Annotated in this window: 18 protein-coding genes; 4 read left to right on the forward strand and 14 right to left on the reverse strand. The window is 43.3% G+C overall.

The genetic code is table 11. The features are described from left to right. Window positions 1-17 precede the first annotated feature (17 nt). The 14 genes from sufC to ACE4RR_RS03315 form a co-directional block, all read right to left on the reverse strand. Entirely contained in the window at window positions 18-809 is a 792-nt protein-coding gene (sufC, locus tag ACE4RR_RS03255; RefSeq protein WP_375533962.1) for a Fe-S cluster assembly ATPase SufC, read from the reverse strand. Between the two features lie 406 nt (window positions 810-1,215). Continuing rightward, the gene (locus ACE4RR_RS21525; RefSeq protein ID WP_483860803.1) at window positions 1,216-1,362 is read right to left on the reverse strand and encodes a YuzK family famiily protein; all 147 of its coding nucleotides are present in this window, start codon (window positions 1,360-1,362) and stop codon (window positions 1,216-1,218) included. 456 nt (window positions 1,363-1,818) lie between these two features. Next, window positions 1,819-2,223: a carboxymuconolactone decarboxylase family protein gene (locus ACE4RR_RS03260; protein WP_375533963.1), complete on the reverse strand. Its 405-nt coding sequence runs from the start codon at window positions 2,221-2,223 to the stop codon at window positions 1,819-1,821. A gap of 109 nt (window positions 2,224-2,332) precedes the next feature. After that, window positions 2,333-3,226 (reverse strand): MetQ/NlpA family ABC transporter substrate-binding protein, encoded by an 894-nt coding sequence (locus tag ACE4RR_RS03265; protein ID WP_375533964.1) that lies wholly within the window; start codon window positions 3,224-3,226, stop codon window positions 2,333-2,335. A gap of 21 nt (window positions 3,227-3,247) precedes the next feature. Continuing rightward, on the reverse strand, window positions 3,248-3,916 hold the full coding sequence (locus tag ACE4RR_RS03270; protein ID WP_375533965.1) for a methionine ABC transporter permease: 669 nt from the start codon (window positions 3,914-3,916) through the stop codon (window positions 3,248-3,250). Further along, window positions 3,909-4,931 carry a methionine ABC transporter ATP-binding protein gene (locus ACE4RR_RS03275; RefSeq protein ID WP_375533966.1) on the reverse strand — a complete coding sequence of 341 codons (1,023 nt, stop codon included), beginning with the start codon at window positions 4,929-4,931 and terminating at the stop codon, window positions 3,909-3,911. The genes ACE4RR_RS03270 and ACE4RR_RS03275 overlap by 8 nt, the downstream gene beginning before the upstream one ends. 164 nt (window positions 4,932-5,095) lie before the next feature. Continuing rightward, a complete protein-coding gene (locus tag ACE4RR_RS03280) occupies window positions 5,096-5,524 on the reverse strand; it encodes an MFS transporter (RefSeq protein ID WP_375533967.1) in 429 nt (142 codons plus the stop codon). A 630-nt stretch (window positions 5,525-6,154) separates the two neighbouring features. Continuing rightward, the gene (locus ACE4RR_RS03285) at window positions 6,155-7,963 is read right to left on the reverse strand and encodes an ABC transporter ATP-binding protein (protein ID WP_375533968.1); all 1,809 of its coding nucleotides are present in this window, start codon (window positions 7,961-7,963) and stop codon (window positions 6,155-6,157) included. A 20-nt stretch (window positions 7,964-7,983) separates the two neighbouring features. After that, complete coding sequence (locus tag ACE4RR_RS03290; RefSeq protein WP_375533969.1) at window positions 7,984-9,738, reverse strand: ABC transporter ATP-binding protein; 1,755 nt, start codon at window positions 9,736-9,738, stop codon at window positions 7,984-7,986. 723 nt (window positions 9,739-10,461) lie between these two features. Further along, the gene (gene gcvH, locus ACE4RR_RS03295; protein WP_375533970.1) at window positions 10,462-10,845 is read right to left on the reverse strand and encodes a glycine cleavage system protein GcvH; all 384 of its coding nucleotides are present in this window, start codon (window positions 10,843-10,845) and stop codon (window positions 10,462-10,464) included. A gap of 52 nt (window positions 10,846-10,897) precedes the next feature. Next, window positions 10,898-11,257, reverse strand: a complete 360-nt coding sequence (locus ACE4RR_RS03300; protein WP_375533971.1) for an arsenate reductase family protein — start codon at window positions 11,255-11,257, stop codon at window positions 10,898-10,900. A gap of 237 nt (window positions 11,258-11,494) precedes the next feature. Next, a complete protein-coding gene (locus tag ACE4RR_RS03305; protein ID WP_375533972.1) occupies window positions 11,495-13,279 on the reverse strand; it encodes an acyl-CoA dehydrogenase family protein in 1,785 nt (594 codons plus the stop codon). A 27-nt stretch (window positions 13,280-13,306) separates the two neighbouring features. Continuing rightward, window positions 13,307-14,485 carry an acetyl-CoA C-acetyltransferase gene (locus ACE4RR_RS03310; protein ID WP_375533973.1) on the reverse strand — a complete coding sequence of 393 codons (1,179 nt, stop codon included), beginning with the start codon at window positions 14,483-14,485 and terminating at the stop codon, window positions 13,307-13,309. A gap of 36 nt (window positions 14,486-14,521) precedes the next feature. Next, window positions 14,522-16,900 carry a 3-hydroxyacyl-CoA dehydrogenase/enoyl-CoA hydratase family protein gene (locus tag ACE4RR_RS03315; protein ID WP_375533974.1) on the reverse strand — a complete coding sequence of 793 codons (2,379 nt, stop codon included), beginning with the start codon at window positions 16,898-16,900 and terminating at the stop codon, window positions 14,522-14,524. Window positions 16,901-17,127: 227 nt separating this feature from the next. Here ACE4RR_RS03315 and ACE4RR_RS03320 point away from each other — a divergent pair, with 227 nt between their 5' ends. The 4 genes from ACE4RR_RS03320 to ACE4RR_RS03335 all read left to right on the forward strand — a co-directional run bounded on the left by ACE4RR_RS03320 (window position 17,128) and on the right by ACE4RR_RS03335 (window position 20,689). Then, window positions 17,128-17,388, forward strand: coding sequence for a hypothetical protein (locus ACE4RR_RS03320; protein ID WP_375533975.1), 261 nt, complete (start codon window positions 17,128-17,130; stop codon window positions 17,386-17,388). A 12-nt stretch (window positions 17,389-17,400) separates the two neighbouring features. Further along, complete coding sequence (locus tag ACE4RR_RS03325) at window positions 17,401-17,736, forward strand: spore coat protein (RefSeq protein ID WP_375533976.1); 336 nt, start codon at window positions 17,401-17,403, stop codon at window positions 17,734-17,736. A gap of 520 nt (window positions 17,737-18,256) precedes the next feature. After that, on the forward strand, window positions 18,257-19,207 hold the full coding sequence (gene thpD / locus ACE4RR_RS03330; RefSeq protein WP_375533977.1) for an ectoine hydroxylase: 951 nt from the start codon (window positions 18,257-18,259) through the stop codon (window positions 19,205-19,207). Window positions 19,208-19,282: 75 nt separating this feature from the next. Then, window positions 19,283-20,689, forward strand: coding sequence for a DUF2254 domain-containing protein (locus ACE4RR_RS03335; protein ID WP_375533978.1), 1,407 nt, complete (start codon window positions 19,283-19,285; stop codon window positions 20,687-20,689). Window positions 20,690-20,700: the final 11 nt, after the last annotated feature.

The following is a 20,700-nucleotide window of genomic DNA, read 5'->3' on the forward strand; positions in this document are numbered from 1 at the left end:
CTATAACCTCCCTGCAATTACGCTTTTTGCTGCTCTCCAACTTTTTCATTTTCGATTCCGAGTTCTTCTTTAATCCAGTCATAGCCTTCTGCCTCAAGACGCTGTGCAAGCTCTGCTCCGCCTGATTTCACAATGCGTCCCTGCATCATCACGTGGACCTTATCCGGAGTGATATAGTTCAGCAGGCGCTGGTAGTGAGTAATGATAAGACAGCCGAAGTCCGGGCTTTTCATGTCATTAATACCTTTGGACACTACTTTCAGCGCATCAATATCAAGACCAGAGTCGATCTCATCAAGAATGGCAATTTTCGGCTCAAGCATCAATAGCTGAAGAATCTCATTACGCTTCTTTTCGCCGCCGGAAAAGCCCTCATTTAAATAACGCTGTGAAAAAGACTGATCCATATCAAGTGTATCCATTTTTTCATCCATCTTGCGGATAAACTTCATCAGCGAAATTTCATCGCCTTCTTCACGCTTGGAATTGATAGCTGAGCGCATAAAGTCTGCATTTGTTACCCCGCTGATTTCACTCGGGTACTGCATTGCAAGAAATAAACCTGCCTGTGCACGCTCATCAACTTCCATTTCAAGAACATCTTTTCCGTCTATATGAACAGATCCTTTAGTGATCTCATATTTCGGGTGTCCCATAACTGCAGAGGCAAGTGTAGACTTACCTGTTCCGTTCGGTCCCATGATTGCATGGATCTCTCCGCCATTTATTTCAAGGTTGAAATCCTTAATAATTTCAGAACCTTCAATCTCTACGGAAAGATTTTCGATCTTTAAATTAGGTGCAGACATAAGGTGATACCTCCATCGATTCATTATTAAAGAATAGCTTTATAAAAGCTTATCATTCTCAATTTATTCTCATTATAATCTTATAACAAATCCAAACTGACTTCAAGACGTAGCACTTTTCACCTCAGCTTTAACTACATTTGAAAAAGGGAGCTCCCAAAAGATTGCATTTCTTTCGGAACACCCCCTTAGTTTTGTCTAATCCTTGAACATTATATCAAATCATGGCGTTAAGGAAAATACCTGCATTCAGATATGGTAAGAGAAGGAAAAACTCTTCTCATACAACTTTATTGCATCTAAGCTTCTTCGCTCATAGGCGGGCACCAGATCATAACAAAAAAACCGGAGCGTCTCTCCGGTTTTTCCTATTATAAGCTATTTCTTTTTGTCTCTTTGTCTGGTATTACGATCTGTTTTGAAATTCTGCTGCCAGCTGGCAGGATTTAAGATAATCCGATTCTCTGGAGACCTCTACTTCCATCCGTTTCTCCAAACTGCGGCTGTATTCAGCGTATCCGCAGCCATGTGAAAAGTGCATTGCTTTTTCCATTTCTGATGTGGGGTTAAGCTGTAAACTATGGATAAATAATCCATCCCTTCTTTGTTTTAAAACCCACAAAAAGAATAGCACGGAATGACATTTCCAACAAAAACCATTTGTCGTTATATTTTCTTACATTGATAACTGTTCTAAAGTGAATGGGAATATCCTGCCTCATCATTAAAATAGCTGGATATTTCTAAAGATTCCTGCCATTTTGTAGACTTTATTACGTTAAAAACCCCTGATCACGCGATTTGTTATTAACATGCCTGGCATGAAATTTATATCTTATTTTAAAGATAACAAGCTCCATGAGTTTTGTTTGAAAATGTACGATGCATCAATATAATGAAAAATGGCAACAGCGTCTAAGATATATAGCTGTTACCACTTATTTTTTTTCATCTACATACAGCTGTTTGTTACAACACACATTGCTGACTGAGTATCTTTGTAAGATATTTAATGTGACTTGCTTTGGCTTCCGGAAAATTCATTTATCGCTTCCTGTACCAGGGTAACGGCCTGACTCATGGCTGTGCCCCCGCCAAACGCTGCAGTTACTCCAATTGCTTCTAATATTTCTTTTTCATCACAGCCTTGATCAATACATCCTTTTGTATGATAAATAATACAATATTCATCCTGGGAATAGACACTGATACCAAGAGCAATTAATTGCTTTTCCTTTTGAGACAGTACTCCCTTTGCAAAACAAGTTTCAGTGAAGGCATTATATTTGCGGGCAATGTGCGGCATTTTTTCTGCAAACTTGCCAAGTCCCTCTTTATACTCCTGAAGCGCGTCCTGAATAAAAGCTGTTGAATTGTCTTTGTCCTGTTGCTGCTGTTGTTGTTCCTGCTGCATATGAAGCCCCTCCTTTTTCCGTTAGTATGTGAAAGGTTGGGCTGTACCATTCAGTCGGAGTCAGTAAAAACCCCCGGGACTATTATTTAAGTGACAGGGGGTTCAACTCTTATTCTTCTTCAGCAGCAGAGCCGCCTTCTTCATACTCTACATCTTCCGCAGAGGAAGGAACAACTGCGCCTTTGTATTCTTCTTCCATGTATTCGGCTACTTCCTCGGACTGCAGCACTTCTACAAGTGTTTGAAGTTCTTCTCGCTCTTCATCACCGGATCGGACAGCGATAATGTTTACATAAGGATTGTCTTTTTCATCTTCAATTGCAATCGCATCTTCACCTGGATTTAGACCTGCATCCAGCGCATAGTTGGAGTTAATGAGAACAGCATCGCCTTCTCCGTTTTGAAAAGCCTGCGGAAGGGTAGCTGCTTCAATATCATCACGGAATTCGAGATTTTTCGGATTCTCTGCAATATCGTCTATTGCAGCGTTAATTCCTGCTCCCTTTTCCAGCGTAATCAGCCCTTCTTCCTCAAGCATCATTAAAATCCTGCCATGGTCGGCAACAGAACTGCTCATAATAATTTCTGCTCCATCCGGCAGGTCGTCCAGGCTGTCATATTCCTGAGAGTAAACACCTATTGGTTCAATATGAACACCACCGGCATTTGTGAAATCATAGTTATCGTTTTCTTCTAATTGAGATTCAAAATAAGGAATATGCTGAAAGTAGTTAGCATCAATTTCTTCGCTGTTCAGTGCCTGGTTTGGAATAATGTAGTCATTAAATGTTTCAATTTTAAGGTCAACGCCTTCTTCTTCAAGCAGGTCGGAAGCGAATTCAAGTACTTCAGCATGCGGAACGTTGGATGCGCCAACCGTCAGCTCAGTGTTCTCTTCCTGAGCGGAGCCGTCCCCGGATTCTTTTCCTTCTTCGCTTGATCCGCAGGCGGCTAGAGCTAGAATGAGTAATGAGACAAATAATAATTGCAATACGTTCTTCATGATGTGTAATCCCCCTAAATGTTATCGTTTATCTGTTTTATAGGTAAGCCAATCACCTAGCAATTGTAATAAAAAGACGATTAATAATATCGCAGCAGTTGCCACGACTATGACATCAGTTGCCATGCGCTGATATCCCTCACGATAAGCTAGATCTCCCAGTCCCCCCGCTCCGATGACCCCGGCCATTGCCGTATAACTAACAAGGGCAATCGAAGTAACAGTAATTCCAGAAATGAGAGCTGGCATTGATTCTGGCAACAGGACTTTGCTGATAATATTCCATTGGCCCGCTCCCATTGATTGGGCCGCTTCAATCACACCTTTATCGACCTCTCGGAGACCAATTTCTACCATTCTGGCGTAAAACGGCGCCGCACCTGCAATCAAGGCCGGGAGGGCAGCGCTTGGCCCCAGCATTGTGTTTAAGATAAAATTCGTGAACGGAATAAGTAAGATAATTAAAATAATAAAAGGAATGGACCGGAAAACATTTACGACAGCAGCGACAACGGCATGAATCGACCGGTTCTGCCAGAGGTTCCCTTTATCTGTTAAAAATAAAATTAATCCCAGCAGAGTACCGAGAATAAAAGTAGCTGTAACAGCAATAGCACTCATATATATGGTTTCAAGTGCAGCTTCGCCCATGCTTTCCCAATTTACATTTGGAAATAAAGATTCAATCATTTGTCAGCACCTCCGCTTCGACACGCTGCTCCTGCAGAAAATGAAGTGCTGCTTTAATGTTGCCTTCTTTCCCCTGTAACTGCACGAATAACGTTCCGTAACTGCCGTCAAGAGTTTTTGAAACCTTTCCCTGTACAATATTGACGCTGACTCCGCAGGTTCGGATCAATTCTGTCATAATAGGCTGCTCCGCATCCTCACCTAAAAACATCAGCTTTATCACTGGTCCACTGCCTTTCTCGACCAGCCCCGCAATCGTTTCCATCGTTTCTTCCGGTTCAGTAATCTGCTTAACAAATTCCTTCGTCATTTCCTGCTGAGGATTTCTGAATACGTCAAGCACCGGGCCGTGTTCCACTACCTTTCCATCCTCCATAACAGCTACACGGTTACAGATCTTCCGGATGACATGCATTTCGTGGGTAATCAATATGATCGTCAGTTTCAATTTTTTATTGATATCCATGAGCAGCTCTAAGATTGAATCCGTTGTTTTCGGATCCAGAGCAGATGTTGCCTCGTCACAGAGCAGCACTTTGGGATTGTTAGCAAGTGCTCTTGCAATACCGACACGCTGTTTCTGTCCTCCGCTCAACTGGGATGGATAAGAATCGCCGCGGCCGCTTAAGCCGACCAGTTCAATGAGTTCTTCTGCTCTTGCTAGACGCTGTTTCGCAGGAACCTTTGCGATTTCAAGCGGGAACATTATGTTTTCAAGGACCGTACGGGACCAGAGCAGATTAAAGTGCTGAAAGATCATGCTCGTTTCCTGGCGTGCGAGACGAAGTGATTTCCCGGAAAGACTGGACATCTCCCTGCCGGCTATTTCCACCACGCCGCTGCTCGGACGCTCAAGCATATTCAATGTGCGGATCAGCGTACTTTTACCGGCCCCGCTGTACCCGATAACCCCAAAGATTTCGCCTTCCTCAATCGATAAACTAATATTGTCAACCGCAGTTATATCACCGCTTTTTGTATGAAAGGTTTTGGATAGTTTATTCAGCGTTATCATCTTTACATTCCTCACTTCATAAATCCATATTAAACTTATCTGAATACTCAGAACAACGCCCCATAAAAATCCGCTCTTTGCAGGCGGATTTCGAGAATTCTATATATGAACCTAAAAAATCATAGCATGGCTCTTGCGGAGTGTCAAACGGTAAACAAACGAAGTTATCCTCTGTTTCTGAAAACAAGAAAAAAGTAAATGGACCCTATCAAATACAAAAAGCAGGTAATCGTAAATACAGCAGCCCATCCATAATAAGCACCGTATGCTATAACAAGCGAGGTGGATACCGGCCCCATAACAGCCAGGCTTACCCCTACAAACAACGCTCCAGCAAGTATCACTTTTTTACGGCCTATTTTATCACTTAATAGGCCGGCCGGAAGCAGAGCAATAGCAGTCGCCGCTGCCTGAGAAGCAATAACCCGCCCGTTCACATCATCAGCAAAACCAATTTCGCGGATATAATAATTGTATATAATCATATATATACCCATGCCTATATTCGAAAGTATAGAAGCAATTAGAAATAATCTTACATTTTTGTTATATGTTTTAAATTGCTGCGCCCAGTCACCGATAATTGTACTCATTTTCTACACCCTATTTCCCCCGGCCAACGCCTTTTTTAATATTTGAATGAATTTCAAAAGTTAATTTCACAACAATATTTACGAATATTAAAAGATATTTTATCTATATCATTCGATTTTCGCTTCAGGCAAACGCTTTCCGTGGGCTTGGCCTCAGCCTCCTCAGCAGCAAAAAAGCTGCCTGCGGGGTCTTCACCTCAAGCTATTCCCACGGCGCACAGGACGTGCTAGTGTCGATGTTGGCCACAGGACGTGGCCGGGTTTAATCGACCTGGAGTCGTTGCCTTTCGCTACAATCAAAATGTTCGTGTTTTAAATTCTGAATAGCACTTATGAAATTGATTCATTTATGTAAGAGAGGTTGTAAAATGAGGTTGATCATTTCTGCGCAATCTCACTTGCTCGGCTCTGATCAACCCGCTCTTTCTTTTCACATTTAAGAGTAATCAAATGCAAATCTGTAGGTAGTTTAACTCTTTCAAAAAAGAACTTATGAAATTGATTAAATTAATGGTAACTGTTAAAACAGCAGATTCATTTATTTCGTCACCCTAAATATAATATCAAAAAAAAGCCTCTTATGCTGAAAAAATTTCAACATAGGAGACTTATTTTTATCCTTCAGAAAAGTTATCCGGCATCAAGCACATTGAACTGAGCGCGGACTAGCCGGAAATACTCTCCATTTTGGGCCATCAGCTCTTGATGGCTGCCGCTTTCTATCATGCGCCCATGATCGAGCACCACAATCTGATCTGCTTCCCGAATAGTAGAAAGTCTATGAGCTATCATAATAGCTGTTCTGCCCTCAAGGAGTGTTTTCAGCGCCTCCTGGATAATCTGCTCTGTTTCGGTATCAATAGATGCTGTCGCTTCGTCAAGAATTAATATTCTCGGATCCGCTAACAATGCCCTGGCAAAGGAAATAAGCTGCCTTTGTCCAACGGATAATACATTTCCTCGCTCCTCCACCTCGGTTTCATACCCATGCTTCAAATCGCGGATAAATCCGTCTGCCCCAACATGATAAGCCGCTTCCATCACTTCCTCATCGGATGCATCTGGACGTCCGAAGCGGATATTTTCCATGATGGTTCCAGAGAAGATGAACGTATCCTGAAGAACAATACTTACTTGAGAACGTAAACTGTTCAGCTTCATATCACGCAGGTCAACCCCGTCAAGCAGTACTCTTCCTTTCGTAGGATCGTAAAACCGGCTGATAAGATTAACGATCGTTGTTTTACCTGAGCCTGTGTGGCCGACTAGTGCAAATGTTTCACCCGGCTTCATATGCAGATCCATTTCATGCAAAGCTTTTTTGCTTTCATCGTAGCTGAATTCAACATTTTCGAAGCGGATATCACCCTTCATTTCCTCCATCTCTATTGCGTCAGCTTTTTCAGGAACAGAGGGTTTTTCATCCATATATTCAAAAATTCTTTCAGATGAAGCCATAGCCATCAACAGTTGATTATAAATCTGGCCAAGTCTGGAAATCGGCTCCCAGAACATGCCGAGAAAAGTTGCAAACGTGACAAAATCTCCGATGGAAATAGATTGCGCATTAATTAAATAGATTCCGTAACCAATTAATACAGCAGTCCCAACAGCATTACACAGCTCCACCAACGGACGGAACATTGCACTTTTTTTCGTGGCGTTGTCCCACGCATCATAGTTATCTGTGTTTAAGTCATCAAAGTAGAGAATATTTTCTTTTTCCTGCGTGTATGCCTGAGTGACACGAATTCCCTGAATGCTTTCATTCAAATGTGAATTAAGCACCGATTGCTTGAGCCTTACGAGCTGCCAAGTCCGGCGGATTTTACGACGTAAATTTGTGGAAATGTAAAACATTATTGGAAGTACTATCATGATGGCTATTGTTAATTCTGGACTGATAATGAACAAAATCGTGAAAATACCGACAAGCATTACTACATCCATCAGTAAGTTAATAACACCATTTGTAAAAAGCTCCTGCAGGGAATTTATATCGTTTGTGACCCTGACGAGCACCGATCCCGCTGAACGCTGATCAAAAAAGCGGTGCGACAACTTTTGAAGGTGATTAAACAAATCTCTTCGCAAATCATAAATGACATACTGCCCCATTTGGTTAATCCACTTAATTCTGTAAGTATTCGCCACCCACGAAAGTGCATACATGGCAGCAATAGAGACAGTTATAATAATAAGCAGATTCCAATTGCCAGGTGCGATCGCCTCGTCAATTGTCCGCCCAATCATCACCGGAGCGGCCAGCCTCACTCCGGTACTAATGAGCATAGCGATTACAGCAAGCGGAAGCAGTTTTTTCGAATACGGTTTCATATATTTAAGCAGTCTTCGCATTTGCTTCCAGTTAAACGCCTTATCGATGACGTTGTCTTCAGAATAGCGAAACCTGCCTCTGGCGGCTCTGTTTTGATCCACAGGCAGTCACCCTCTTTTCATTACGATGATTGCTGTTGAAGGACAGCATCTCTATCTTGGAATTGAATATCATAAATTGCTTTATAAGCACCGTTTCTTTTCAAAAGCTCCTCGTGCACGCCTTCCTCGATTACTTTTCCATTTTCAAGAACAAGAATCTGATCAGCATGCTTTAGAGAGGAAATACGATGAGCAATTATAAAGGTGGTTCTACCTTTCATCACTTCTCGAAAAGCAGCCTGAATCCGATGCTCTGTTTCCATATCCACCGCAGAGGTGGCATCGTCAAGCACAAGAATTCCAGGGTTAATAAGAATTGCTCTTGCAATGGCGATACGCTGTTTTTGTCCTCCGGATAGGCCCATCCCTCTTTCACCGAGTACAGAATCGTAGCCATGCTCCATTTCTTCGATAAACTCATGAGCCTGAGCACGTTTGGCCGCATCCACAATTTCTTCCATGCTCGCGTCCGGCAGTCCGTATGCAATATTATCCTTAATCGTCGAAGAAAAAAGAAATGACTCCTGCAGGACAAATCCAATTTGATGCCTTAGATCTTCTATACGATAGGAAGAAACCGGCATACCGTCTAGAAGCACTTCCCCCTCCTCTGCTTCATAAAAACGGGCAATGAGCTGAGTTATTGTTGTTTTCCCGGCTCCAGTTGCACCGATCAATCCAATTGTTTCCCCAGGTTCCGCATGAAATGTGACATTTTGGAGTGCCTGCTGATTCTCCCCAGGGTACGTGTGAGAGACTCCTTTAAACAAGACATCCCCTTTTAAGCGCTTCACCTCTCTGGCATCAGCTTTGTTTTGAATATCCTCATGTTCATCCAGTACTTCAAGGAGACGCTCTCCCGATGCCTTTGACTGCGAAAACGTATTAATAATAAACCCAAGATTCATCAGCGGTCCGATTATATACCAAATGAGACTGAAGGAGGCGGCAAGCTGCCCAAGCTGAAGTTGATTCTGAATAACAAGGTAGCCTCCGAAGCCAAGCAGCACCACCACACAAATGTTCCCGATCAATTCCATAAAAGGAAAATATTTAGCCCAGATGCCTGATGTGTGCAGATACTTATCCTTGTAGTGAATATTGCGTTTATTAAAGCGCCCGATTTCAAAATCTTCCTTTGATAATGATTTAACGGTGCTCATTCCGCTTACATTTTCCTGTACCTTTGTCGTTAACGAAGCAAAGGATTTACGAATATCCTTAAAAGCAGGGTGAACCCGTTTGTCAAATCGGTACACCGCCACAGCTAAGAAAGGCATGGCAGCGAGAGAAACAAGAGCTAGCTGAACACTGTAAAACATCATGACAGAAAAACTGAACGTAACGAGAAGCACCAGATTTAACAACTGGGCACAGCCGAACGAAAGAAAAAATCGAAAGCCTTCCACATCCGCCGTCAGCCGTGACATTAAATCTCCCGTTTTCGCATTATCATAAAAGCGGAAAGGCAGATATTGCAGCTTATCGTATAAGCGGTTTCTCAAACGATACACTGCCTTTATTCCAAACAGATCCCCGAAATATTGATGAATATAAGTAGCAGCTGCTTTTAAGACAGTAATTAATAGAAAACCGACGACGAGATAAGGCAGAAGGCTCAGATTTTCAGCAATAACTACTTCATCAATTGCGTATTGAAGCACGATTGGGTATGCCATCGTTAAGGTAGTCATAATAATTAGAAAAAATATAGAAGTGAAGAACAATTTTCGATCAGGCCAATAAAACTCTTTTAACCTCTTAAACGTGTTCATACTATCCCTCCTTTTAGCAGCAGACACATTACATTTCCATTTTTTAGCGACGTAATAATAACTATATCGGGTTTCGAAGTAGTTGGCGAGAAGCAGGACAGCCCGTATTCTCAAGGGATTAAGCGTATTGGTTCGCATTGGTGACATAAGTTGAATAAGCTGCTTAAAATGCAAATATTTTAAGTTTTTTAAAGATTATTACGTTTTGAAGAAAATAATTCGCCTCCCTAATTAAATTCCATTTAGAAATGCACATGCCGGATCGAATGGTGGGTCAGCTTTTTGGCCCTCCACGTTTTTCAGCATGCTGGAGCCGCTCCTTCACACTGCTTGGCCCGAAATCCCTCGCTCCCTCGAGCTGAATGCGGACATGAGGTACGCTATTTTCCGAAAAAGAGGAAAATTTGGGTCTCTATTAGGCTGATTGCGGAACCAGTCCGGAGATTCGTTAGGAAAGACATGCCGTTACAAACTCCAATAGAAAATATATTCTTTTCTTAAGCAGATATTATAGCTCGTGCCATATTACCAGGGAAGTCATTTGGTGCAGGGCGCGCCACGAACGCCTCAGCCGCTTTTATAAAAAGAATCTGCTATTATGAGCATTCGCCTGCTCCTCTGTTCACAGGTGCCGCCCGTGAAAGCGATTTATAAATAAAAGAAAAAAGAGACTGCTCCCGCAATGGAAGCAGTCTCTATGTACTCCTGTTCATAAACGAATGATCAGTCCTCACTCACCATTTCTTCATATTCCTCCGCTGACATGAGTTCGTCGAGTTCGCTCTCATTCGATGGTTCGACGACAATCATCCACGCCTTATCATACGGAGACTCGTTTACAAATTCAGGAGAATCATCGAGCTCTTCGTTCACTTCCACTACTTTTCCGCTCACAGGAGCATATAATTCGGAAACTGTTTTAACAGATTCTACACTTCCAAAAGGATCATCTGCTTTTACTTCATCTCCTACTTCCGGTAATTCCACAAATACAATATCTCCAAGCTCAGACTGTGCAAAATCAGTAATGCCGACACGGACTTTGCCGTCCTCCTGTTTTACCCACTCATGCTCTTCAGAATACTTTAAGTCTTTTGGCAAGCTCATCTCTTAGTCCTCCATTTCAAAAATTATTTCATCAATTACGTTTTTGAACACTTTACTTCTTCCATACTTCCTCGAATTGGCTTTCCTTAAACCCAATTGTAACGTTTTTCCCATCTGTGATGATTGGGCGTTTTATCAGCATACCATCCGAAGAAAGAATATCAAACATTTCGTCCTCAGACGCTGTTTTTAATTTATCCTTCAAGCCAAGTTCCCGGTATTTCTTTCCACTTGTATTGAAGAATTTCTTTACATCCAAACCGCTCTTCTTCTGCATTTCCTGAAGCTCGTTTCGGTTCGGGGGCTGCTCCACGATATGAAATTCTTTATAATTCATATCATTTGCGTCAAGCCATTTTTTTGCTTTTCTGCATGTCCCGCATGGCGGGTACCCATAATATGTAAGTGCCATTTTCTTCTGCTCCTTTTCAGGATTTCCTATTCTATTATAGCCCAGTTTTTATGATTTCTCGACCAAAACGCAATTTTTTTCCCGAATAATTTCAAAATTTCACTTTTTTCATTGGAAAAAGGTCCTGGCCATTAAGCTCAGAACCTTTTTCGCAAAGAGGAGAATGCCTTTCAAAAGAAAGAAGATATATAATTTTTGAGGCCGGCCAGTCGGCCTCAAATTGGATAACAAAAGTTTTTAGACTACGTAACGTTCCTCAGCAAGAACTTTTTCAGCAATTGAACGTTTTTTAGCCACAACATTAGTCGGGGTATGGCGGGTGAGCTTTCGCAGAACAGACAACATTGTCCGGAGGCTGTCGCCTTCTTCCATATGAATGATGGATTCTTTGGCGTTTGCTTCAATACGGTTCATTGCTTCCTGTGAAAACACCTGTGTTAATAAGAGCTTCGTAGATTCTTTATCTGCTCCATTCTTAGCAATTGCCTTTTCTGTGCGCAGAATGGCCGACTCCATCGAATAAATGTCACTGACGATATCCGCCGTATTAATGAGTAGTTCCTGCTCTTTTTCGAGCGCTTCTCCGTATTTTTGAGCACCATTTCCGGCTACCAGCAAAAATACCTTTTTCGCATTATTCAACAAATGTTTTTCCTGTTCAAGGGGAGCATCTCCCGGCTCCTCCGGCATCATGGCCATAATTTCCTGCTGAAGCTCCTGGGCTCTTTGCAGCAGAGGAAGTTCACCCTTCATGGCTTTTCGCATAATTGTACCGGGAACAAGCAGACGGTTTATTTCATTGGTTCCTTCAAAAATCCGGTTAATTCGGGAGTCCCGGTACATCCTCTCGACCTCATATTCAGCCATAAAGCCATAGCCGCCATGAATTTGAACTGCTTCATCTGCTACAAAGTCAAGAGTTTCCGAGCCTGCAAATTTATTCAGCGAGCATTCAATTGCGTATTCTGCTATCGCCTTCGCGACCTTTGCACCGTCTTCCTGTTCTTCCTCTGTCAGCTTGCCGAGCTGCTCTTCAAATAAGCCGCCGGTACGATAAATAGAGCTTTCGAGTGCAAATGTTTCAGAAGCCATCGTTCCTAGCTTTTCCTGAATGGCAGTAAACCGTGCGATCGGCGTTTTAAATTGCTTTCGTTCATTAGCATAAGCTGCTGCCAGCTCAATACCCCGCTTAGAGCCCCCAACGCAGCCGACGCCGAGCTTGTAGCGCCCCACATTCAAAATATTAAAGGCAATGATATGACCGCGACCGGCTTCTCCAAGCAGATTTTCCTTTGGAACCTTCACCTCATCAAGAATCAGAGTACGCGTGGATGATCCTTTGATTCCCATTTTCTTTTCTTCCGGCCCTGTTGACACTCCTTCAAAATCTCGTTCAACAATAAAGGTGCTGAAATGTTCACCATCAATTTTCGCGTAAACGATGAATACATCAGCAAATGCTGAATTAGTGATCCACTGCTTTTCTCCATTCAACACATAATGTGTGCCTTCAGCATTTAATACGGCAGTCGTTTTTGCGCCTAGTGCATCAGATCCTGAACTTGGTTCTGTCAGCGCATAAGCGGCAATCTTCTCCCCCGACGCAAGTTCGGGAAGATATTTTTTCTTCTGCGCTTCGTTTCCAAAAAATACGATCGGCAGAGAGCCTATCCCGACATGAGCGCCCTGGCTCAATGAGAAAGCACCAGCTCTCGAAAATTTCTCTGTTATTAGCGATGAGCTGATTTTATCAAGTCCGAGTCCGCTGTATTTTTCCGGTACGTCTGCGCCGAGCAGTCCAAGCTCCCCTGCCTGCTTTAAAAGCTTCACGGAAATGTCAAATTGGTGCTGTTCAATTTCCTCTACGTGCGGGGCAACTTCACCGAGAACAAAATCTTCTGTCGTTTTTGCAATCATTTTATGCTCATCTGTGAAATCCTCCGGTGTAAATACCTGGTCCGCGCGAACATTCTCTACGAGAAACCCTCCGCCTTTTATACCAAGCTCAATAGTGTTGCTCATTTGTTCAACCTCCCCAATTAACTTTTCCTACATTAATTCAAATACTCCGGCGGCCCCCATGCCTCCTCCAATGCACATCGTGACAATTCCAAACTGCTCATTTCTGCGCTTCATTTCATGCATGAGACTAATAGTCAGCTTTGTACCAGTACACCCGAGCGGATGGCCGAGTGCTATCGCTCCCCCATTAACATTGACCTTTTCATGGTCTATGTTTAGTTCTCTAATAACCTGCAGAGCCTGTGAGGCAAAGGCCTCGTTCAATTCAATTAACCCGATGTCCGCTAATTCCAGGCCGGCCATTTTCAGAGCTTTTGGAATCGCAGCTGCCGGTCCAATCCCCATAATTTCCGGACGTACTCCCGCTACTGCAAATGACCGGAATTTCAAAAGCGGCTTTTGTCCTTCCGCTTCTGCTCGTTCTTTGTCCATCAACAGTACGGATGCAGCTCCGTCGCTCATTTGAGAAGCGTTTCCTGCAGTAACAGTCCCTTTCGGATGAAAAGCCGGCCGCAGATTTGCAAGCCCCTCCATTGAGGTTTCCGGACGAACCCCTTCATCCATTGAAAAAGTAATCTTTTTTTCCTTTAATTTATGATCTGATCCGACTGATCTTTTTGTTACCTCTACCGGTACAATTTCTTCTTCAAATCTTCCTGCTTTTATCGCTGCTGCTGCACGGCGGTGACTTTCTGCAGCAAAAGCATCCTGATCCGCACGGCTGACTCCAAACTCCTCTGCGACTGCTTCAGCAGTGTAGCCCATGCCCATATAATATTCAGGGGCTTCATCGACAAGCGTAGGATTTGGAGCAATCACATGACCACCCATCGGAATCAGGCTCATCGATTCTGCACCACCAGCGACAATTGCGCTGGACTGGCCCAGCATGATACGTTCTGCTCCAAATGCAATACTCTGCAGTCCTGATGAGCAGTATCGATTGATCGTAATTGCCGGCACAGTGTGCGGCAGGCCGGCAAGAGCTGAAATATTTCTTGCCATGTTCATGCCCTGTTCTGCTTCAGGCATGGCACACCCAATAATGACATCCTCTATTTCTCCAGGCTCAATGCTGCCTGCCCGGTTCAAAGTTTCTCTTATCGTAAGCGCACCGAGATCATCGGGGCGGGTGTTTGCTAATGTGCCTCTGTTTGCTTTACCAACCGGTGTTCTGGCACCGGATACGATAACCGCTTCCTTCACCAGCATTCCCTCCATTCTTCATGCTTTTTTTCCATGTTAATTACGCAGCGGCTTTCCTTTTGTCAGCATATGCTGCATTCGCTGCTGTGATTTCGGTTCCCCGACGAGACTTAAAAAAGCTTCTCTTTCTAAATCGAGCAGGTACTGTTCATCGACGAATGTTCTTTTTGGCACCCGTCCTCCCGATAACACGAAGGCAAGCTTTTCTGCAATTTTCACATCGTGATCAGATGCCATGCCGCCAAATTGCATCGTCTTAGCACCGAGCTTCATCGCTGCATATCCTGTTTCCCCAACTACCGGTATTTTCCTGCGCTGCGGAGCCTGATAGCCTTCTTCATACAAATGGATGGCCCTCTGCTTTGCCTTGTAAATGACATGATCACCGTTGAAAATAACACTGTCCCGAACACTGAGGAATCCGTTTTTCCTAGCTTCATCCGCTGAGGTGGAAACCTGTGCGGTCGCGATTTTCTCAAATACTTTATTTGCAATCGGAAGCAGGTCTGCACTTCCGTCCTCCGACAGATTTTCAATATGGCGCATATACAGCTCCTTATTTCCGCCACCGCCCGGGATAAGCCCTACGCCCGCTTCAACCAGCCCCATATACGTTTCTGAAGCCGCCTGGATACTCGAAGATGGCAGGCAGATTTCCGCCCCGCCGCCGAGCGTCATAGCATGTGGAGCTGTAACAACAGGACGGTTCGCATAACGAATTCTTGCCATCGCCCCCTGAAATTGCCGGATCACCATGTCGATTTCGATAAAATTATCATCCTGCGCTTCCATAAGGATCATCATTAGATTGGCACCAACACAGAAGTTTTTCCCCTGATTTCCGATCACAAGCCCTTTATAATTCTTCTCTACTTCATCAATGGACTTATTGATCATCTGCATGACATCAAGGCCGATCGAATTGTTCGGCGAATGAAATTCAAGTGCTGCAACATTGTCTCCAATATCTATGAGCGAAGCTCCGCCATTTTTCATAATGACGTTGTCCTGTTCTTTCCGGGTCTGTAAATGGATCTCTTTTTTATTTACGTCTTTGGATGTATAGGTTCCCTCGTGATAATATTCAGCAGAAGACTGATAAAATGATGTATATCCGTCGGCAAGCATCTGCTTGACCCAGGAAGGAACAGTGTCTCCTTCTGCTTCCATGCGATCTACTGACTTCTGTACTCCAATCGCATCCCAGGTTTCAAACGGCCCGAGCTCCCAGCCAAATCCCCATTTTATCGCTTCATCCACTGCCGCAATATTATTGGCAATCTCGCTGCTTTTCTCAGCAGAATACAGCAGAACAGGCTTCAATATATTCCATACAAGCTCCCCTTCTTGGTCCTCTGCGTATACAAGAGCTTTTATTTTATCCGGAAGTGATTTTGCCAGCTTTGCCTGTTCTGTAGATGCTGTCTTTAATTTCTTCCTTGGAATGTATTCAAAGGTTTCCGGGTTCAGCTCTAAAATTTCGCCACTTTTTTCTTTTTTGTAAAAGCCCTGTCCTGCCTTGCTTCCAATCCAGCCTTTTTCAGCCATGCTTTTCATGAAATGCGGAGGGTCAAATATCTTCTTTTCTGCCCCTGCCACCTGGTCGTGGACATTTCTGGCTACATGTAAAAAGGTATCGAGCCCTACGACATCAAGCGTGCGGAAGGTCGCGCTTTTCGGCCTGCCGATTGCCGGGCCGGTCACTGAATCTATTTCTCCAACAGACCAGCCGCCTTTCTGCATTTCTTCTGCTGTGACAAGCAGCCCATACGTACCGATGCGGTTTCCGATAAAGTTCGGTGTATCCTTCGCTTCAACAACCCCTTTACCAAGAACATCCTCCGCAAACGCTTTCATAAATGCCAGCACTCTGTTATCTGTATTCTTATTAGGAATAATTTCAAGAAGCTTCAGGTAGCGGGGCGGGTTAAAGAAATGGGTGCCGAGAAAATGAGATTGAAACTCTGAAGATCGTCCCTCTACCATTTCATTAATGGAAATACCAGAGGTGTTAGAACTGACTATAGTGCCCGGCTTCCAATTTTCTTCAACCTTTGTAAACACTTGCTGCTTTACCTGCAGGTTTTCGACGACCACTTCGATAATCCAGTCTACCTCGGCAAGCCGCGGCATATCATCTTCCATATTGCCAGCTTCAATCAATGCAAGGTTATCTTTGACTGTCAGCGGGGCCGGCTTCTGCTTAACTAGCTTTTTCAGTGCGCTGCTGCTTAAACGATTGCGGACTTCTCTATTCTCTAACGTGAGACCCTGCGCTTTCTCCTGCTCAGTCAAATCCTTAGGAACTACGTCCAGGAGCAGTACGGGTATTCCGACATTCGCGAGATGCGCTGCAATACCGGATCCCATCACTCCAGAACCGAGAACAGCGGCTTTTGTTATGCTGCCTTTCATGGTCTTCCTCCTTCTCGTGTAAATCGCTTTCTCTTGAATGAATATTCATTCATATTTCGCTCAAAAAAATAACTGAATAACTGTTCATTTTCTATTTTAACTATAAAATATTTCCGCGGTATTGGCAATAGAAAAGACAGAAAATTTTTATCGTTTATCTCCATTCTGAATAAACGAACACCAGTTGTTCATATTAAAACAGATGCTAAAAAAAGGAGGGTTTCTGCATGGAACAGCAGCAAACAGCAAGTACACAAAATGTAATGCCCCAGCCGCCTCAGACAATTACAGTGAAGGATCAACTGTATCTGGCCGATATGTTGACGTGGAATCTGAATGCAGCAAAAAAAGCAGCATTTTTTGCAAAACAATGCTCGGATATGGAGATTAAACAAGAGCTCGAAAAAACGGCCCAGATGCATGAACGCCACTACAAACAGCTATTACCTCACCTGCAGTCAGGTTCACAATCAGTCCCTATGAATTAAGGAGGAAAAATTATGCCAGGACAAACTAAAATTCAAAACCCTGAAACAACCGTACCGAAAACTCCGGAAATGAATGACCGGGATTTCATCAACGATATGGTGACAACAGAAAAACAAATTACAAATTCCTACAGCATTGCTTTGAATGAAGCAAGCCATGAAAACCTATACAACGATATATCACTTATCTTTAATGAAGCGCAGAATTGTCAGCGCAGTCTTTTCAACCTGATGTTTAAAAAAGGCTGGTACAGCTTTGAAGCAGCGGAGACACAAGTCCTTGATCAGACGTATCAGCAATTTACAGGCTATATGCAGCAGTTTCCTTCTGCTGGAATGACCCAATAGGTAACTCTCTTCAAAGCCCAGTGAACACTAATACATTCGCTTGCCCCCTTTAGAAGATTAATCTTTTCTATAAAGAAGGGGCTGTAGCAAAAGCCCCTTCTTTATAGAAAAAGTAGTATCCTAAATAGAAGATAGCAGTGGACAAGTCCGAAGACTCCAGTGGGAAGAGCAGCGGCTGAAGATCCGCCGGGTGCGGGTTTCGCCCGGTTAGCTGAAGCGCTTCCCACGGAAAGCGAAGGACTTGTCCTCTGCTTTTTTTACCATGAAAAAGGGCGAGTATCATTTATGATACAGCCCCTTTTATTTCCTTCATGATCTCCGCATACTCTGAGAAGTCCAGAAACAAAATTCGGTGATTTCTGCAAAAAAGATTTGAAATCTCTGTAAGTGAGTGAGCAGCGGTATTACAAGAATATTTTAAAAATTTTTTTCAGCTTAGCATGTTTACTCCAATTTTTACATGGGTAACAGTCGTAACGACAAGTCATTATTAGCCTATTCTTAAAGGGAGTGAAGTGTCATGGCAGTCGATCTTTATCCGACTCGTCAAGGAAACAAAACACATATTATGGAAAGAAAGGATCCAGTCGTTCATCAAAATAAGGAGTACGAAAACGGACCGCTTTCCAAACAGGAGCTGAAATCTTACGAAAACAATGGCTACCTGATGTTTGAAAAGCTTTTTAATGATGATGAAGTTTCCATCATGAAAAGTGAGCTTGAACGAACAATGAAAATGAACCAAAAGCGCGATACCGACGATGTCATTAAGGAGCCTGGCAGCAATGAAATTCGTTCCGTTTTTGAGATTCATAAGGACAGCGGTTTTTTCCAGGCACTTGCCAAAAATCACCGGATAGTCCGCGCCGCAGAGCAGCTGCTGGGAAGCCAGGTCTATATTACACAGTCCCGAATAAATTTTAAGCCAGGATTTAAAGGTAAGGAGTTCTACTGGCATTCGGACTTTGAAACTTGGCACGCAGAGGACGGCATGCCGAACATGCGCGCCCTAAGCTGCTCCATCATTTTAACGGACAACTATGAATACAACGGTCCTCTTATGCTTATACCGGGATCCCACAAATGGTACGTATCGTGCCCTGGTGAAACTCCGGATCAAAACTTTAAATCGTCCCTGCAGAAGCAGGAGACAGGCGTTCCTGATAATGAAAGTATGGAATGGCTCGTGGATCGGGCAGGCGGAAGAATTGATCGTGCTACTGGACCAGCCGGTTCCGTCCTGTTCTTTGAATGCAATACGATGCACGGTTCAGCAGGTAACATTTCACCATATCCGCGCAGCAATGTCTTCTTCGTCTTTAATTCCGTGAAGAACAAATTAACAGATCCATTCTCCGGGAAGGATCCGCGGCCGGAATTTCTTGCCAACCGTGACAATATTTCATCGATTGCTCCAAATAAAGATCGTCTCCAAAATGTTTCAAACATTACATTTGCGGGGAAAAAATAATTGGTCACCAAGAACACCTTAAAAAGGGACTGCTTTTAAGGTGTTCTTATTTTACTTGTGAAAGGATCCCTGCATATGAATATAAAACGAATTCTCCCAAAACCGCTGCGAAGAATTTTCAGCATGTCCCGGCATCAATTCTGGTATGAATTGAGGGCCAACCTCTGGTTCAGCTCCATCCTCTATGCCATAGCGGCAGTCCTGATAGCCGGAGTATCGTACTGGCTCGACTTTGTCGTAGGTCTTGCCGATACGGTGCCGATGTTTTTTCAGACGAACTATGAGCTGACTCATATTCTTGTCAGTACATTAATCGCAGGTATACTAACCTTAAATGCGTTTACCTTCAATTCCATTCTCGTGGTACTTACCAGTTTTTCCGGCCAGTTTACACCGCGGATGCTGCTCAGTTTCATCGCAGACAGAAAAACGCAGCATGTACTGGGAATTTTTAATGCCTGCTTTTTGTACAACCTTTTTATGTTTTTCACATTAAGTGAACAATTGGCTGAAATGTATGTAGTTATTCCAATTTTAACAGTAATCGTCGCCTTTCTCGCTCTTTCAAATTTCGTGTTTTTCATCAATCACGCTGTAAAATGGATGCAGGTGCCGAACCTCACTTATAATATGAAAACTGAATCGCAGTGGAGTATACTCACTACTTTATTGAAAGATCTTGAACCATACAGGACAAAAAACCCTAACACCATTGACTATAACCGACTTAAGGAATCGGACGGGATCTGTATTGTGGCAGGTCGATCCGGCTACTTACAGATTGTTGATTTTAAACGATTAGTCAAAGAAGCGGGCAAGGACAATATTATTATCCGTTTAGAACGGCGTGTCGGAGATTTCGTACTGGAGCAGACACCGCTGTTGACGATGTGGAGTCTCGATGAAGACAAGAAACTGAACGAAAGAAAATACCGGAACCTCCTGTACCTGGGCCATAAAAAAACAGAAGTACAGGATACGGCTTTCGGGGTGACTAAGTTAAAAGAAATTGCGATCAAATCTATCGGTAATGATGACCCGGAAACCGCTGCCAATGCGGTCAATCAGCTTTCGGACTTACTGCTCTCAATCGCAAAGGTGACAAAATTCACTCCATATTTGTCAGATGATAATAATGATTTACGATTAATAATCAAAGAACAATCCTTTGATTATTACCTGCATGAAGCCTACGCCCATATCAGCATGTATGCGAAGGATGACCCGGTAATTACAACAGAAATTCTTCAGGCCATGCGCCTGCTCGTCCAGTCTATCTCATCGGATAACCATTCCTGCTGCTGGGACTTTTCCAAAACTGTTGCCCGCGGCTACAAGCATGAATTTGCCTTTACTCATAATGAAGACCAGTATTACAAAAGCATCAAGGAAATTGCAGATTTTACAGGATTCACAACTGAATATCCAGACTTCGAAAAAGAACTAAAAGAATCAAGAAGCGGCAGCAGAAATAACGAATAATAAGCCGGGAG

It is taken from the genome of Alteribacillus sp. HJP-4 (genome assembly GCF_042139015.1).
GTDB lineage: Bacteria > Bacillota > Bacilli > Bacillales > Marinococcaceae > JBHIKY01.

Bases quoted from the DNA above. Each gene is read 5' to 3' on its own strand.
- sufC (WP_375533962.1), bottom strand. From the start codon at position 809: ATGTCTGCACCTAATTTAAAGATCGAAAATCTTTCCGTAGAGATTGAA.
- ACE4RR_RS21525 (WP_483860803.1), bottom strand. From the start codon at position 1,362: ATGGAAAAAGCAATGCACTTTTCACATGGCTGCGGATACGCTGAATAC.
- ACE4RR_RS03260 (WP_375533963.1), bottom strand. From the start codon at position 2,223: ATGCAGCAGGAACAACAACAGCAGCAACAGGACAAAGACAATTCAACA.
- ACE4RR_RS03265 (WP_375533964.1), bottom strand. From the start codon at position 3,226: ATGAAGAACGTATTGCAATTATTATTTGTCTCATTACTCATTCTAGCT.
- ACE4RR_RS03270 (WP_375533965.1), bottom strand. From the start codon at position 3,916: ATGATTGAATCTTTATTTCCAAATGTAAATTGGGAAAGCATGGGCGAA.
- ACE4RR_RS03275 (WP_375533966.1), bottom strand. From the start codon at position 4,931: ATGATAACGCTGAATAAACTATCCAAAACCTTTCATACAAAAAGCGGT.
- ACE4RR_RS03280 (WP_375533967.1), bottom strand. From the start codon at position 5,524: ATGAGTACAATTATCGGTGACTGGGCGCAGCAATTTAAAACATATAAC.
- ACE4RR_RS03290 (WP_375533969.1), bottom strand. From the start codon at position 9,738: ATGAACACGTTTAAGAGGTTAAAAGAGTTTTATTGGCCTGATCGAAAA.
- gcvH (WP_375533970.1), bottom strand. From the start codon at position 10,845: ATGAGCTTGCCAAAAGACTTAAAGTATTCTGAAGAGCATGAGTGGGTA.
- ACE4RR_RS03300 (WP_375533971.1), bottom strand. From the start codon at position 11,257: ATGGCACTTACATATTATGGGTACCCGCCATGCGGGACATGCAGAAAA.
- ACE4RR_RS03305 (WP_375533972.1), bottom strand. From the start codon at position 13,279: ATGAGCAACACTATTGAGCTTGGTATAAAAGGCGGAGGGTTTCTCGTA.
- ACE4RR_RS03315 (WP_375533974.1), bottom strand. From the start codon at position 16,900: ATGAAAGGCAGCATAACAAAAGCCGCTGTTCTCGGTTCTGGAGTGATG.
- ACE4RR_RS03320 (WP_375533975.1), top strand. From the start codon at position 17,128: ATGGAACAGCAGCAAACAGCAAGTACACAAAATGTAATGCCCCAGCCG.
- ACE4RR_RS03325 (WP_375533976.1), top strand. From the start codon at position 17,401: ATGCCAGGACAAACTAAAATTCAAAACCCTGAAACAACCGTACCGAAA.
- thpD (WP_375533977.1), top strand. From the start codon at position 18,257: ATGGCAGTCGATCTTTATCCGACTCGTCAAGGAAACAAAACACATATT.
- ACE4RR_RS03335 (WP_375533978.1), top strand. From the start codon at position 19,283: ATGAATATAAAACGAATTCTCCCAAAACCGCTGCGAAGAATTTTCAGC.